Origin of the sequence: Cryobacterium sp. TMT2-4, assembly GCF_004402575.1 — a bacterium.
GTDB lineage: Bacteria > Actinomycetota > Actinomycetes > Actinomycetales > Microbacteriaceae > Cryobacterium > Cryobacterium sandaracinum.
In genome coordinates, this window is the sequence record NZ_SOGE01000010.1 from 1 (window position 1) to 12,778 (window position 12,778).

Annotated in this window: 16 protein-coding genes and 1 pseudogene; 9 read left to right on the forward strand and 8 right to left on the reverse strand. The window is 64.6% G+C overall.

The features are described from left to right. Both E3O54_RS02580 and E3O54_RS02585 read left to right on the forward strand, forming a co-directional pair. A pseudogene (locus E3O54_RS02580) lies at positions 1-332 on the forward strand (rhamnose isomerase); the annotation flags it as partial. A gap of 112 nt (positions 333-444) precedes the next feature. Then, complete coding sequence (locus tag E3O54_RS02585) at positions 445-1,905, forward strand: rhamnulokinase family protein (RefSeq protein WP_134400877.1); 1,461 nt, start codon at positions 445-447, stop codon at positions 1,903-1,905. A gap of 91 nt (positions 1,906-1,996) precedes the next feature. Here E3O54_RS02585 and fucO read toward each other — a convergent pair whose 3' ends face one another. The 3 genes from fucO to E3O54_RS02600 all read right to left on the reverse strand — a co-directional run bounded on the left by fucO (position 1,997) and on the right by E3O54_RS02600 (position 4,087). Next, positions 1,997-3,136 carry a lactaldehyde reductase gene (gene fucO / locus E3O54_RS02590; RefSeq protein WP_241976724.1) on the reverse strand — a complete coding sequence of 380 codons (1,140 nt, stop codon included), beginning with the start codon at positions 3,134-3,136 and terminating at the stop codon, positions 1,997-1,999. Between the two features lie 88 nt (positions 3,137-3,224). Further along, entirely contained in the window at positions 3,225-3,776 is a 552-nt protein-coding gene (locus E3O54_RS02595) for a hypothetical protein (RefSeq protein WP_134400879.1), read from the reverse strand. A 32-nt stretch (positions 3,777-3,808) separates the two neighbouring features. Beyond that, complete coding sequence (locus tag E3O54_RS02600) at positions 3,809-4,087, reverse strand: putative quinol monooxygenase (protein ID WP_174720175.1); 279 nt, start codon at positions 4,085-4,087, stop codon at positions 3,809-3,811. A 213-nt stretch (positions 4,088-4,300) separates the two neighbouring features. Here E3O54_RS02600 and E3O54_RS02605 point away from each other — a divergent pair, with 213 nt between their 5' ends. Then, positions 4,301-5,335: a type IV toxin-antitoxin system AbiEi family antitoxin domain-containing protein gene (locus tag E3O54_RS02605; protein WP_134400880.1), complete on the forward strand. Its 1,035-nt coding sequence runs from the start codon at positions 4,301-4,303 to the stop codon at positions 5,333-5,335. A 256-nt stretch (positions 5,336-5,591) separates the two neighbouring features. Here E3O54_RS02605 and E3O54_RS02610 read toward each other — a convergent pair whose 3' ends face one another. Next, entirely contained in the window at positions 5,592-5,795 is a 204-nt protein-coding gene (locus tag E3O54_RS02610) for a hypothetical protein (RefSeq protein WP_134400881.1), read from the reverse strand. Between the two features lie 237 nt (positions 5,796-6,032). On the opposite strand from E3O54_RS02610, the gene E3O54_RS02615 reads away from it, so the two are divergent. Continuing rightward, the gene (locus E3O54_RS02615) at positions 6,033-7,130 is read left to right on the forward strand and encodes an ATP-binding protein (RefSeq protein ID WP_134400882.1); all 1,098 of its coding nucleotides are present in this window, start codon (positions 6,033-6,035) and stop codon (positions 7,128-7,130) included. 48 nt (positions 7,131-7,178) lie between these two features. Here E3O54_RS02615 and E3O54_RS02620 read toward each other — a convergent pair whose 3' ends face one another. Then, positions 7,179-7,574 carry a hypothetical protein gene (locus tag E3O54_RS02620; RefSeq protein WP_134400883.1) on the reverse strand — a complete coding sequence of 132 codons (396 nt, stop codon included), beginning with the start codon at positions 7,572-7,574 and terminating at the stop codon, positions 7,179-7,181. A 329-nt stretch (positions 7,575-7,903) separates the two neighbouring features. On the opposite strand from E3O54_RS02620, the gene E3O54_RS02625 reads away from it, so the two are divergent. The 3 genes from E3O54_RS02625 to E3O54_RS02635 are packed head-to-tail and all read left to right on the forward strand — an operon-like array spanning position 7,904 to position 10,303. Beyond that, positions 7,904-8,887 (forward strand): ABC transporter ATP-binding protein, encoded by a 984-nt coding sequence (locus E3O54_RS02625; RefSeq protein ID WP_134400884.1) that lies wholly within the window; start codon positions 7,904-7,906, stop codon positions 8,885-8,887. Further along, on the forward strand, positions 8,880-9,674 hold the full coding sequence (locus E3O54_RS02630) for a hypothetical protein (RefSeq protein WP_134400885.1): 795 nt from the start codon (positions 8,880-8,882) through the stop codon (positions 9,672-9,674). The genes E3O54_RS02625 and E3O54_RS02630 overlap by 8 nt, the downstream gene beginning before the upstream one ends. A gap of 17 nt (positions 9,675-9,691) precedes the next feature. Further along, entirely contained in the window at positions 9,692-10,303 is a 612-nt protein-coding gene (locus E3O54_RS02635) for a TetR/AcrR family transcriptional regulator (RefSeq protein WP_134400886.1), read from the forward strand. 149 nt (positions 10,304-10,452) lie between these two features. Here E3O54_RS02635 and E3O54_RS16745 read toward each other — a convergent pair whose 3' ends face one another. Continuing rightward, positions 10,453-10,656: a YkvA family protein gene (locus tag E3O54_RS16745; RefSeq protein WP_241976725.1), complete on the reverse strand. Its 204-nt coding sequence runs from the start codon at positions 10,654-10,656 to the stop codon at positions 10,453-10,455. A gap of 185 nt (positions 10,657-10,841) precedes the next feature. Here E3O54_RS16745 and E3O54_RS02645 point away from each other — a divergent pair, with 185 nt between their 5' ends. Together E3O54_RS02645 and E3O54_RS02650 are read left to right on the forward strand one after the other, a co-directional pair. Further along, positions 10,842-12,086, forward strand: a complete 1,245-nt coding sequence (locus tag E3O54_RS02645) for an IS256 family transposase (protein WP_134400887.1) — start codon at positions 10,842-10,844, stop codon at positions 12,084-12,086. Between the two features lie 52 nt (positions 12,087-12,138). Then, positions 12,139-12,378 carry a hypothetical protein gene (locus E3O54_RS02650; protein ID WP_134400888.1) on the forward strand — a complete coding sequence of 80 codons (240 nt, stop codon included), beginning with the start codon at positions 12,139-12,141 and terminating at the stop codon, positions 12,376-12,378. A 42-nt stretch (positions 12,379-12,420) separates the two neighbouring features. Here the strand turns inward: E3O54_RS02650 and E3O54_RS16185 are convergent, their stop codons facing one another. Continuing rightward, positions 12,421-12,591 carry a hypothetical protein gene (locus E3O54_RS16185; protein ID WP_370247180.1) on the reverse strand — a complete coding sequence of 57 codons (171 nt, stop codon included), beginning with the start codon at positions 12,589-12,591 and terminating at the stop codon, positions 12,421-12,423. Then, positions 12,570-12,767, reverse strand: coding sequence for a hypothetical protein (locus tag E3O54_RS02655; RefSeq protein ID WP_134400889.1), 198 nt, complete (start codon positions 12,765-12,767; stop codon positions 12,570-12,572). The genes E3O54_RS16185 and E3O54_RS02655 overlap by 22 nt, the downstream gene beginning before the upstream one ends. Positions 12,768-12,778 lie beyond the last annotated feature (11 nt).

Below are 12,778 nucleotides of genomic sequence, written 5' to 3' on the forward strand. Positions count from 1 at the left end.
CCACCGTCGCTTTCATGCTCGACCAGTGCCACAACGTCGAAGAGAAGATCCCGGGCCAGATCCGCTCGGTCCTCAACGTGCAGGAAATGACCGCCCGCGCCCTCTCCGTCGACACCGTCGCCCTGACCAAGGCACAGAACGCCGGCGACGTCCTCGGCGCCAACGGCATCATGATGGACGCCTTCTACTCCGACGTGCGCCCGGACCTCGCCGTCTGGCGCGAGTCCCGCGGCCTCCCCGCCGACCCCATGGCCGCATTCGCGGCATCCGGCTACCAGGAGAAGATCTCCACCGACCGCATCGGCGGCACCCAAGCAGGCTGGGGCGCCTGACCTTACCCCGTGCCCGTCTCGGTCGCTGACGACCGGGCGGGCACTCCGGCGACCACCGGCCACCGGCTCGCGACCACCGACCACCGCATTCCGACCGACAGGGAACACGAAGATGACGAACAAAACGGATGCCGGCGTTGTCGCGGCCGTCGACCTGGGTGCCACCAGCGGTCGGGTGATGCTCGGCTATGTCGGGCACAATGACCTGCGCCTGCGCCCCGTTGCACGCTTTTCGAACGGACCGATCCGGCTCAACGAAAACGGCCAGCCCACGCTGCACTGGAACATGGTCGAGCTGTACCGCAGCGTGCTGGCCGGACTCGCGGTGGCCGTGGGTGAGGAACCCCATCTGCGCAGCATCGGCGTCGATTCCTGGGCGGTCGACTACGCGCTCCTTCGCCGTGGTCGGATGCAGCAGCTCCCGTACCACTACCGGGACACCCGCACCCTGCCCGCCGTCGACGCGACACACGCCGTCGCCGGTCCGGCCGAGTTGTACCGCGCCAATGGGCTGCAATTCCTGCCCTTCAATACCCTCTACCAGCTCACGGCCGACCTCACCGCAGGCTCCCTCGACCTGGTCGACTCGTTCCTGCTCGTGCCGGACCTGGTCAACTACTGGCTGACCGGGACCGCCGTCGCCGAACGCTCGAACGCCTCAACCACCGGGCTGCTCAACGTGCGCACCCGCGAGTGGGACGCGCCCCTCATCGAACGCCTCGGATTCGATGTCCGCATGTTTCCGCGCCTGATCGATGCCGGAACCCGGATCGGCGCACTCCTGCCGGAGGTCGCCGGAGAGATCCGCTCCCGTGGTGCGCTCTCCGTCACCGCCGTCGGGTCGCACGACACCGCATCCGCCGTCGTCGCCGTTCCGGCCCAGGGCGACGATTTCGCCTACATTTCCTGTGGCACGTGGGGACTCGTCGGCGTCGAACTCGACTCGCCCGTGCTAAGCGAAGCCGGCCGGGCGCAGAACTTCACCAACGAGGGCGGGGTCGACGGGCGGGTGCGCTACCTGCACAACGTGATGGGCCTCTGGCTGCTGAGCGAGTCGATCCGCGCCTGGGAACACGCGGGTGAGTCGATCGTGCTCGCCGATCTGCTCCGAGCGGCCGAGGCCGTCACGACACCGGTCTCGGTGTTCGACGCCGACGACCCCCGTTTCCTTGCCCCCGGCGACATGCCGCGGCGCATCCGTGAGTATTGCGTCGAACACGACCTGCCGGTGCCGCACTCGCACGCCGCCCTCGTTCGCAGCATTCTCGAGAGCCTCGCGGATGCCTTCGCCCGAGGGATCGCACAGGCGAGCCTGCTCTCGGGCAAGACCGTCAACGTGGTGCATATCGTCGGGGGCGGCTCACAGAACCGCCTGCTCTGCCAGCTCACCGCGAACCGCTCCGGGCTGCCCGTGCTGGCCGGCCCGGTCGAAGCGACCGCGATCGGCAATGTGCTCGTGCAGGCGCGCAGCGAAGGCATGCTCACCGGCCCGCTCGAGGAACTACGCGCCCTCGTGGCCCGCAGCGTCGTTGTCGAGCACTACTCGCCGGCGCGAACACTCGTCCGGCAGTAGGCAGTAGGCAGTAGGCAGTAGGCCGGGCGGGACCGAGTCATGGTCCGCGGCGGGCGCAGGAGCACCCGCCGCGAGCCGCGGGGGATCCGGATCAGTAGATCGAGGTGTATAGCGCCAGGATCTGCTCCACGGTCACCTCACGCGGGTTGCCTCCCGTGCAGACATCCTCGAAAGCCGCCTGGGCAAGGGCCGGCAGGTCGGACTCTCTGGCGCCGATCTCGCGCAGCGTCGTCGGGTTACCGAGGTCGCGTGCGAAAGCGGCGACGGCGGCCACCGCCGCGGTCCGGGCCTCGCCCAACGGCAGGTCGGTGGCACCGTGCACCTTGAACGCCACGGCGATGTCCCGGAATCGGTCACCCGTCGCCTCCGCGTTGAACGCCATCACCGGGGCGAGCAGGATGCCGTTTGCGACACCGTGCGGGGCGTTGTAGAAGGCGCCGAGCGGGTGGGCCATGCCGTGGACGAGTCCGAGGCCGACGTTGGAGTAGCCCATCCCGGCGATGTACTGTGCGAGTGCTATGCGATCGGCGGACTCGGGGTCGCCGTTCGCGGCGCCGAGCAGCGACTCGGCGATCGTAGTGATCGCCTTGAGGTGGAACAGATCCGACAGTTCCCAGGCGCCCTTGGTCGTGTAGCCCTCGATGGCGTGGGTGAGGGCGTCGAGACCAGTCGCGACCTTGAGCGAGCGGGGTGCGGACGACATCATCTCGGAGTCGACGACGGCCACGATCGGAATGGCGTGCGGGTCGACGCAGACGAACTTGCGCTGGCGCTCGACATCGGTGATGACGTAATTGATGGTGGTCTCGGAGGCGGTGCCCGCGGTGGTCGGCACCGCGATCATCGGGACGGCCGGATTCTTCGTCGCCGCGACGCCCTCGAGGCTGCGTACGTCGGCGAATTCCGGGTTCGCGGTGATGATGCCGATCGCCTTGCAGGTGTCCTGGGGCGAACCGCCGCCAATTCCGATCAGCACGTCGGCGCCCGACGCCGCGAACGCAGCGACGCCCCGCTGCACGGCCTCGATTGGCGGGTTCGGGGTGACGTCGGAGTACACCTCGTAGGCGAAACCGATGCGGTCCAGGAGCACCGTAACCCGCCCGGTCACGCCGGTGTCCACGAGCACCGGGTCCGAGACCACGAACGCCTTCGCGAAGCCGCGCGCGGTGAGTTCCCCCGGAATCTCGGCGATGGCTCCGGCGCCGAAGTGCGCGGTTTGGTTCCAAATCATGCGATTGCTCATGGAGGCAGTGCTCTCTTCTTCGGTTAGTGGTGATACCGGCGTTTCCCCCGTCGGTTCGCCGGGTGATTGAATCGTTTCATTCCCTTGAAGTGTACTCCCGATGAGGCCTTCGGCGCAGTCCGGGCCTTCGTTCTCGAGGGTCACTCGTTCCGCGGCATCCCAAACGTCTGAGGTCTTCCTCCCGCTGCGGGTTCTCAGCGCGTGCATCGAGATAGTAGAAGCGACCCTCTTGCCTATATCGATTCAAGGCGGAAAGGAGGGGCGGCCAGACAACGACGGCCGCCAGGGCTTGATCTACGTTGTACCGGTGCGTCGCTCGATCGACGTTGTCGCGGATCGCTTGGCGCAGCAGCGCTTCCATCTTGATGAGGTCGTGCCGAAGGTCGGTCTGGAGAACGCGGGCCGGGAGGCACACGCGGTTGTCCCCAACGTGCTGGAGACCGAGTGTCAGCATCTTCTCGACACCGATTGAGAGCATCGTCATGATCGGATTGCGCGTCGTCTCGATAAGCTCAGCCGTGCTCAGCGCCCCGAGGCCGTACGCGAGCAGATGCTTTGCGGAATCTGACTCCTGAATGAGATGCATGCCCTGGAGCGCGGATAGGTCGTCATCATTGCGATTCGGCACACGCACACTATTGGCCGGAGAATTCGGGGTGACTAGAGCCCGTCGATCGCATAGTGGCGCTCGATCCCGACTGTGGCGCGTCCCCATGCGCTTCCCGCAACGCGGTCCTGGTGCTCTTTGAACGCAGAACTGTCCTCGAAGCACTCTTCGACCTGCCACACCATAGGATCGTCGGTCGATGTAACCCTGAACGAGAGGCATCTACGCTCCGCACGCGTCCGAGCCACGTGGCCAGAAAGATGCTCCGCGACGACAGCCGCCTGGTCCTGATCGTGGCAGACCAGTTGCCCGCTCAGCTGGACTATGCTCACGCCGTGAGCATAGACGCCGGGAAGAGTGCCTTGCTGAAGTGGACTCCACTGCTTGTCCCGCAAGCCGGACCCTCATGGGCACAGAGCCAAGGCCCGTGGTGGCGTGAATGACCGGTGCATGCGAGTGCGGAATTTGTGCTGCCGAGTACGGAAATCGACAACCATCGCCCCGACTCCACCCTGGGGCCGCCTTGTCGCGTAGACCCCGCCCGCATGGGATTCGCCGTCAGGCCCGTCTTTCGAGAATCCAATTGCTTGAAAAGCGTACTGAAATTATACTTTCCAAGTATAAGCATTCTTGTCGAACCGATTCTTCAGGAACTGGCTGCCGGCCAGTGGGGTCTATTCACCACGGCTCAGGCGCAGGCGCGGGGTGTCAGTCGCGCCAATCTCTCGCATCGGGAACGAGATGGGCGACTCGAGCGACTCGCCCACGGCGTGTACCGGCTCGGGGGAGTGCCTGTCGCTCCTCTGGATGACCTGCGCGCTGCCTGGATGTCGACCGAACCCGCCTTGCTGGCATGGGAGCGGGTGAGTAGTCCGCGAGTCGTGGTGGGCGGGGCGGCCGCGGCAGCTGTTCATGAGTGCGGCGGTATCAATCCAGTCCCGTACCTTCTGATCACCAACGAACGGCGCCAAACGCAACGAACCGACATTGCCTACAGCCGGCGCCAGCTGGATTCCCGCGACGTTGTGGTGGTCGCGGGCCTCCCGGTGACGAGCATCGAATGCACGGTCGCCGACCTTGTCGACAAGATCGGCGACCTGTCCCTGGTCGGAGACGTGCTGGCCGACGCGACCCGGGGAAAACGAGCGGTCGACCTCGAACACCTCGGCCGTCTGCTGACCCCGTTCGCCGCACGATACGGCCACCCTCGAGGCGACGGTCCAGCTCTGCTGGAACAACTCCGCCGGAGCGCAGGAATCGACGATGTCGCCGCAGCGCGTGAACTCATGCAGCGCCCTGCCATCGGCTCCGCCCTGACAGAAATCGTCAACCGGGAAGTCGAAGAACAGTTGAAAATCATCGTCGCCGGCCTCGAACCCCAACAGCCCGGGAGCGTCGAGATGCGCGAGCAGATCGAGCGCATGTCCACACCGGCCCTCCCGGAGCTCAGCCGCCTGGTCTCCGAAATCGCGGACACCGTGCTCGCCCCAGTCCTTCAACGCCAACGTGAGCATCGGCATCTAATCGCGAACACCACGCTGCCGCCGTCGGGCGATGGAACACGCGACGCCGCCAACTAGTTGTCCAGCCGTGGACAGCACCATGATCGCCAAAATGCCCTCTCCGGTGGGAGTGAGCTGTTCCTGGGCGAGCCGGATCCGTCAGCAGGAACCGTTCCTATAGCGTTACGCATCGGAGTCCCCCACTCCGACGATTAGCCCCGGTTCTCTTGCTCGTCTTTCCCCAGGCGACACAACCGGGGCTTTTTCATTTGTTACCGCAACGCGCCTGCAACCAGTCCTGTCTCCTCGGCCCCTACGCGGCGCCCAAACCGAGTTACGCGTCGGGGTCGTGGCCGAGCAGTTTGAGCAGTTCTCGGAGGGAATGCGCTACTTGCTCGTACCCGTGCTCATAGAAAAGTGGTGTCAGCTCGTGCAGGCTGGTGTCGTCGAGTTCGTGAAGCATGTCAACCGTTTCGAGGATGAACGCCTCGACGTCAGCGGGTGGGTTCCCGGGCCATGCGTCGCTCCGTGAACTCATCGCGTTCCATCCAATCCATTGGTTCTTCAGATTCTGCCGGGTTTCGTCACGGCCCTGCCATCACGCGCCAACCCAGGGTGTTCCAGTGACCAGTCGCAGAAGGTCCGCGTACACGCCGGGATCCGCTGCCTGGCGGCGGGACTGCCGGTGCGGGCAGGTATGGTGGTGCCCAAGCTCACAAGACTCACAGATACAACAAGACTCACAAGACTCACACACACTCACAAAGGATCCACCATGGAGAACCCATTCCGGCCTTCAGCCGGAGCGACACCACCCGAGATCATCGGCCGTGCCGGCCTTCTCGACGAGTTCGCCTACGGCCTACGCCTGGGATCCGGGGCGCCGGGGCTCCTCACCATTTTCACCGGTGCCCGTGGCATCGGCAAGACCGTCATGCTTGGTGCCGCCCATGACCTGGCTCGTGAGAACGGATGGGCAGTGATCTCCGAGACGGCCACCGGTGGCTTCATGGGCAGGATCGGTGAATCCATGCGCCAACTGGCCGAAGAACTCGGCAACGGGCCGCAAGGACGCAAGATCATAGGGGTCTCCGCGGCCGGCTTCAGCCTCACGACCGAGCTCCCGCCCGAACGCCAGGTCGCCTGGCGCAACCTCGCCGAAGAAGTCCTCCGGCTCCTCCAGAGCCGTGGCACCGGCCTGGTCATCACCGTGGACGAAATCCACGCCGCTGACCGTGCTGAACTGGCTCAGCTAGCCGCCAGTGTCCAGCACCTGATCCAGGACCGCCTCCCCATCGGGCTGGTCTTCGCTGGCCTACCGGCTGCAGTGTCGGACCTACTCAACAAAGGCGTGGCGACGTTCCTCCGCCGCGCCGACAAGATCGATCTGCATGCCGCCACGGTCAGGGACGTGGAGGCGTCATTCGCCGAGACGTTCGCGGCAGCGGCATTCAACATCTCACCAGCACTCGTCCGGCAAGCCTCCGAAGCCACTGGAGGATACCCATTCCTCATCCAGCTGGTCGGCTACTTCCTCTGGCGGGAAGCCGAAAAAAACCAGGGCACCCTCGACAAGGACGCTGTCGGCCGGGCCATTGATGCCGCACACCGACGCAACGCACGCACCGTGATCGAAGCTGCTCTCTCCACCACCTCACCCAAAGACATGGACTTCTTGCACGCCATGGCCACAGACACAGGTCCATCGTCTACCGGCGACATCGGGCAACGGATAGGTGCCAAGACAAACCTTGTCGCCAACTACCGGACACGGCTCCTGGCCGCCGGCCTCATTGAATCGGCCGGATACGGCAAAGTCGACTTCGCCATCCCCGGCCTACGCCGCTATCTCAGTTCCAAGCCCACGGACTAAGCCACCCACCGAGCCTCACAACGCGTCCGCAAGACGGCGACCCACCGGCTATCCGCCGGCGGCAAAGGACCGGGCGGCCGCGATAATTTTCGGGCCGGCTGCGTCGAGCGGCTCAGCACGCAGCAGCGTAGCGGGCGACTGATCACCCAACTCCGGGTTCATGCCCTGGAACCACGCCTGGACTACCTTCGCGCTCTCCCGTTCAATAAGAATGCCGGCCACGTAATAAGAGGTACGAAGCCGCTGGACGACGTCCGCGCCAGGTGCACGCGAACCGTCCGCCCATTCACGGACGGAGCGTGTGTTCGACACCCGGCCCAGGTAGGCGACGAGCTGGGCGCCGAGGATCTCACGCAGACCCGTGACGATCCCGCCCGTGTCCAGCCGCACAGAATCCTCGTAAGCACGGTGACCTGATGGCGAGGCGGAGGCAGAAGTACTCATGCCCACCAGTCTTCCGTGTCACGGGCTCGGCAGCAAGAATCATTACTGTTTTCACTGCCAATATCACAGGCTATATAACACCCAATATGACCGATAATGGTTATAATGTCAGATTTGAAGTGCATCTATTGCAGAATGTGCTGAGTAGAGCTCCCCTGATAACGGCTTTGGCGAAAGTCGAAGACAGCGCGAACTCCCACGATTCACACTGGGATGCGGCGAGTTCGGCCGGCGTTTGGCAGCCCCCACGGGTCAGTCGTTGCGTATGTTTACGCCCGTCCTGCGAAGTCGCTCTTGCCCTGGGCGATTCTGCCGTCTAATGTGAGTGAGTGCTCACATCACTTATCGAAACGGATACGTCCGCAGCCTCCATCACCACTGACGGCCTGCTGCGCCAGTTCGGCGGCCTGACTGCACTTGACCGGGTCACCGTGACTCTTCCCCGGGGCGGTGTGGTCGGCCTCCTCGGCCCCAACGGATCCGGCAAGTCGACTCTGATCCGCATCCTGCTTGGGCTCATTCCTCCCACGTCGGGCCAGGCCACCGTGCTCGGCCACCCGACCACGAAACCGGCCCGCTACGCGGGCGACGTCGGAGCGCTCATCGAGGCACCGTCGTTCGTTCCGGGGCTCTCGGCTCGCAAGAATCTCCTGTCGCTGGCTCGTCTGCGCGGCTTGCCCGCGACACGGGTCGCCGAGGTCATTCGCATCGTGGGTCTCGAGGGTCGGGAAAACGAATCCGTTCGCCGCTTCTCACTCGGGATGAGGCAGCGGCTCGGCATCGCCGCGGCGCTGCTGCCTGACCCCGCCCTGCTGATCCTCGATGAGCCCACCAACGGCCTGGACCCGGCTGGGATCGTGGAGATTCGGCAGTTGCTCAAGACTCTGGCGGCTGAGGGACGCACGGTGGTGGTCTCATCCCATCTGCTCGCCGAGATCCAGGCGGCATGCGATTATCTCGTCATCATCCGTTTCGGCGAGCTGATGTTCTCGGGACCGATGGGCGAGCTGCTCGACAAGGCCGGCGCGCGCATCGAGGTTGCCCCGGAGCATCCCGCTGATGTCGACCGGCTGCGCGTTGCTCTCGCCGCGGCGGGGTGGTCGCTCGAGGAGGGCTCTCTCGTCGTGCACGGCTCCGCCGCCGACGCGGCGGCGCTCAATCGCGCTGCACACGAGGCCGGCATCACGCTCAGCCGGCTGACCCCGATCGACGAATCCCTCGAGGACGTGTTTCTCGAGATGACGGCGGCACCGACCCGCAACCCAGTAGCCGCCTCTCAGGGCGCCCGAAAGAAAGCTGCCACCAATGCGTGAGCTACGAAGCGAACTCACCCGCCTCAACCGACGGGGAATCTGGCTCGGGTGGCTGGGCCTCATGGCGGTCTTCGCTGTGCTGATCAACACGGTGATCTACACAATCGCAGCGAACGGGTCTGCACCTCCCGGCGGAGGTCCGGGAGTCACTTTCCCTAGCGTGGCGACTCTGGAGAGTTCATCGGGAATCGTCGCGGGAGTCTCCTCGGCGGCCAGCATGTTCGGAGTGATCACGCTGTCGTTCTGGGCCATTGCAACGGCCTCGGACTACAGCACGGGCCTCATCCGTCTGCTTGCCGCCGCCCAGCCACACCGCTGGAGGCTGCTGCTCGGAAAGATCGTCGCCCTGCTGATCTGGACGGCCCTGGCAACGACGGTGGCGGTAGTCGTCAACCTGGCGGCAGCGCTCCCCTCGGCGGAAGCCGCGGGAATCTCGACTGAACTCTGGATGGATGACCTGGCCAGCGAGATCGCGCGCGCCTGGTTGACTTCGTTCAGCGCCAGCGTGGTCTGGGGAATCATCGGACTCGTGCTCGCCCTGCTGAGCCGTTCCTCGGCGATCGCCATTTCGGTGGGGGTCGGGTGGGTTCTCCTCATCGAGACGATCATCAAGACCGCGTCGAGTGAAGCCGGCCAGTGGCTGCCCGGAATGACTCTCACCGCACTGGCTCAGGGTGGAACCGATGACCTGTCTTTTGCGGGCGCCGTTCTGATCGGCTGCATCTACGCGGCCGTCGGCCTCATCATCGGGCTTGTGATCTTCATTCGCAGACCGATAACCGAATAGTCCGATTGGATAGACCTATGAACGCCCGCGGAGACACCACCCGAAAACGCCTCATCGACGCGACCACGGCCCTCGTTCGAGAGGTCGGCTACGCCAACGTCCGGACTCGCTCGATAGCGGTGGCGGCGGGTGTCGCCGAGGGCACCCTCTATCGGCACTTCGCCGACAAGCGGTCACTCTTCTACGCCGCGGTGCTGGACCGCAACGCACCCATCGTCGCAGCAACGGCGACGCTACCCTCCCTGGCCGGACGGGGCACAGTGCTCGAAAACCTACTCGAAGTCATTCGAAAACTTGCCCAGCTTCAGGAGGACTTGCTGCCGCTGGAGCAGGCGATGATCGCCGACCCGACCCTCGCACCGCTCCGCGGAGAACGGGTACAGATGCCACTGGAGGGGCCGCCGCACGATATCGCCCGCTATCTCGCCGCGGAGCAGTCCCTCGGCCGGGTTCGCGCCGAGTGTGACCCTACACTCGCCGCGATCTCGCTGCTGGCGATGCTGTTCGGCCTGGCCGTTCATCCACTATTGGGCAACGATCTCGCGAAATCGGAGCTCCTCGGCGCTTCCGTCAGTTACTTTGTAGACGGAGTCGGCGCCTCGGCCACACAACCCAAACTCCTCGCGTAAAAGTCGACGTGTACTGGGCCATGCAACGTCCAGCTTGGTGCCTGCGACAGCCGCGGACCTCTTTCACCATTGCCTTTACCGTTTGCCATCCTCGCGAGTGCGCTGCCCCATCTGACCAACTAGATTCCAATTCGGGCCAAGCACAAGCATTAGGTGATGGACTTTAGACCGGCCAGGCGGAGGACGGCAGCTAGCCCTTCGGACGTCCCGGGCCAGTGTCGTTGGACTGCGTCACTGCCTGCCCGGCGAGTCGCGAAACGGAGAGCGAGCGCGACCACGATGGTGTCGTCCGCGTAGCCGAGAACCGGTATGAAATCAAGGATCAGGTCAATGGGCGACAGCAGGTAGACCAAGAGAACGCCAGCCAGATACGAACACCAATCGACACGGATCGATCACAAGTCAGGCGTTTGAGAAGGGTTACGTCCCCGTGAGTGGTGTGATTTCCCGCTCTTGAGTGTTGCTTCGTCAACGTGAAGAGCCACCGTGGGATGGTCAGTGAGTACCGACTAAAGCAACTCACAAAGGACACCACACGATGGCTCTAGATCAGTCTGCCCTGCTTGACCTGCTGGGAGAACTCAAACTCACCTATGTCACCGACCGAATCCGCGTCGCGACCGAAACTCTCTACCAAGAACTGATCGATGCGGAGGCGACCGCGTTCATCGGCGCCGCCCCGTTCGAACGCTCCGGCGACCGCACCACCCACCGCAACGGCACCCGGCCGCGGACGTTGACGACGACGGCCGGGGACCTCGACCTGAAGATCCCGAAGCTGCGCGCCGGCTCCTTCTTCCCGGCGCTTTTGGAGCGGCGCCGCCGGGTCGACCAGGCGTTGTTCGCTGTCGTGATGGAGGCCTACGTTCACGGTGTATCGACCCGGAAGGTCGACGACCTCGTCAAAGCGCTCGGGGCTGACACCGGGATCTCCAAATCGGAGGTGTCCCGGATCTGCGCAGGCCTGGACGCTGAGGTGGCCGAGTTCCGCGACCGCACCCTCTCCGCGCAAGACTTCCCCTACGTGTTCCTCGACGCGACCTACTGCAAGGCCCGCGTCGGCCACCGGATCGTGTCCCAGGCCATCGTCGTCGCGGTCGGCGTCGCGGCCGACGGACGCCGTGAAGTCCTCGGTTTCGACGTTGGTGACAGCGAGAACGAGGGCTTCTGGACCAGCTTCCGGCGGTCGTTGAAGACTCGCGGCCTCGACGGGGTCAAGCTGGTCATGTCTGACGCGCACACCGGCCTGAAGAAGGCCATCGGGACCGTGTTCCAGGGCGCCGGCTGGCAGCGCTGCCGGGTTCACTTCATGCGCAACGTCCTCGCCGTGGTGCCGAAGGGATCGCAGGACATGGTCGCCTCGATCATCCGCACCATCTTCGCCCAGCCCGACCGCGAGCACATCGAGAAACAGTTCCGCGAGGTGACCACGATGCTCTCCCGCTCGCACCCGAAGGTCGCCGCGATGCTCGTCGACGCGCAACCCGACCTCCTCGCCTTCGCCGGGTTTCCGAGGCGGCACTGGCGCCAGATCTGGTCCACGAACCCGCTCGAACGGGTGAACAAGGAGATCAAACGCCGCACCGACGTCGTCGGCGTGTTCCCCAACGCCGCGGCCCTGCTGCGCCTGGCCGGATCGGTGTTGATCGAGCAGCACGACGAGTGGGAAGCCGGCGAACGCCGTTACTTCTCCGAAGCCTCGATGCTCGAGCTGGCCACCATGAACAACCCCATCGAGGTCCTCGACGAGGCGGTGATACTCCCCGAACTCGCCGCCGCCTAAACTAGAACAGCTGACCCGCACGGTGTCGAGAAACTCCACCACTCAGCGGGACGTGACCTTTGAGAAGCCGGGCGACGTCAGGTGCAAGGCGAAGAAGGCCACGAAGCGAAGCGCCGCCAGGATGCCGGCGCTGCTCGATCCAGAGGAGCAGGACAAGGGCCAGCCAGAGCACGAGCAACCCCCCGAGCACGCCAAGATCGATTCCCCACCAGGACGTCATGACTTGCGTCCACAAAAATCGAGTCTCCACTCGTCGAGCAACATCGAGCGAACGTTGGACGTAATGCTCTGATTCTTGCAGTGGAGACGTCCAACGCACCCTCGCGCCGCACGCTCACCCCACCCAGACCTGGTTCAGTGCCCCGGTGTCCCACGTCCGTTTTACGGCGTCGACCGGGTACGCGTCAGTGTGGTCGATGATCGTGGTCGTCTTCCATTTCTTCGGGCAGATGCCTGCTAACCCGAGGCGTTTCATGGTCGTGGTCACGGTGTTGCGGGAGATGATCTCGCCATCCGCGCGGAGGTCGGCGAGGACCCGGCGGCCCCGTAGACCTCGTCGGAATCGCCGTGGAAGAAGGCGACTTTCTGCTCGATGTGCACCCGCCGGATCGACGCCGGCGATGGTACCCGGTCGATCCAGGCGTAGAACCCCGAACGGGACACCTCGAGGAGACGTGCCATGCGGGTGATAG

Bases quoted from the DNA above. Each gene is read 5' to 3' on its own strand.
- E3O54_RS02630 (WP_134400885.1), top strand. From the start codon at position 8,880: ATGCGTGAGCTACGAAGCGAACTCACCCGCCTCAACCGACGGGGAATC.
- E3O54_RS02645 (WP_134400887.1), top strand. From the start codon at position 10,842: ATGGCTCTAGATCAGTCTGCCCTGCTTGACCTGCTGGGAGAACTCAAA.
- E3O54_RS02615 (WP_134400882.1), top strand. From the start codon at position 6,033: ATGGAGAACCCATTCCGGCCTTCAGCCGGAGCGACACCACCCGAGATC.
- E3O54_RS02610 (WP_134400881.1), bottom strand. From the start codon at position 5,795: ATGAGTTCACGGAGCGACGCATGGCCCGGGAACCCACCCGCTGACGTC.
- E3O54_RS02620 (WP_134400883.1), bottom strand. From the start codon at position 7,574: ATGAGTACTTCTGCCTCCGCCTCGCCATCAGGTCACCGTGCTTACGAG.
- E3O54_RS02605 (WP_134400880.1), top strand. From the start codon at position 4,301: ATGGGATTCGCCGTCAGGCCCGTCTTTCGAGAATCCAATTGCTTGAAA.
- E3O54_RS02655 (WP_134400889.1), bottom strand. From the start codon at position 12,767: ATGGCACGTCTCCTCGAGGTGTCCCGTTCGGGGTTCTACGCCTGGATC.
- fucO (WP_241976724.1), bottom strand. From the start codon at position 3,136: ATGATTTGGAACCAAACCGCGCACTTCGGCGCCGGAGCCATCGCCGAG.
- E3O54_RS02635 (WP_134400886.1), top strand. From the start codon at position 9,692: ATGAACGCCCGCGGAGACACCACCCGAAAACGCCTCATCGACGCGACC.
- E3O54_RS02585 (WP_134400877.1), top strand. From the start codon at position 445: ATGACGAACAAAACGGATGCCGGCGTTGTCGCGGCCGTCGACCTGGGT.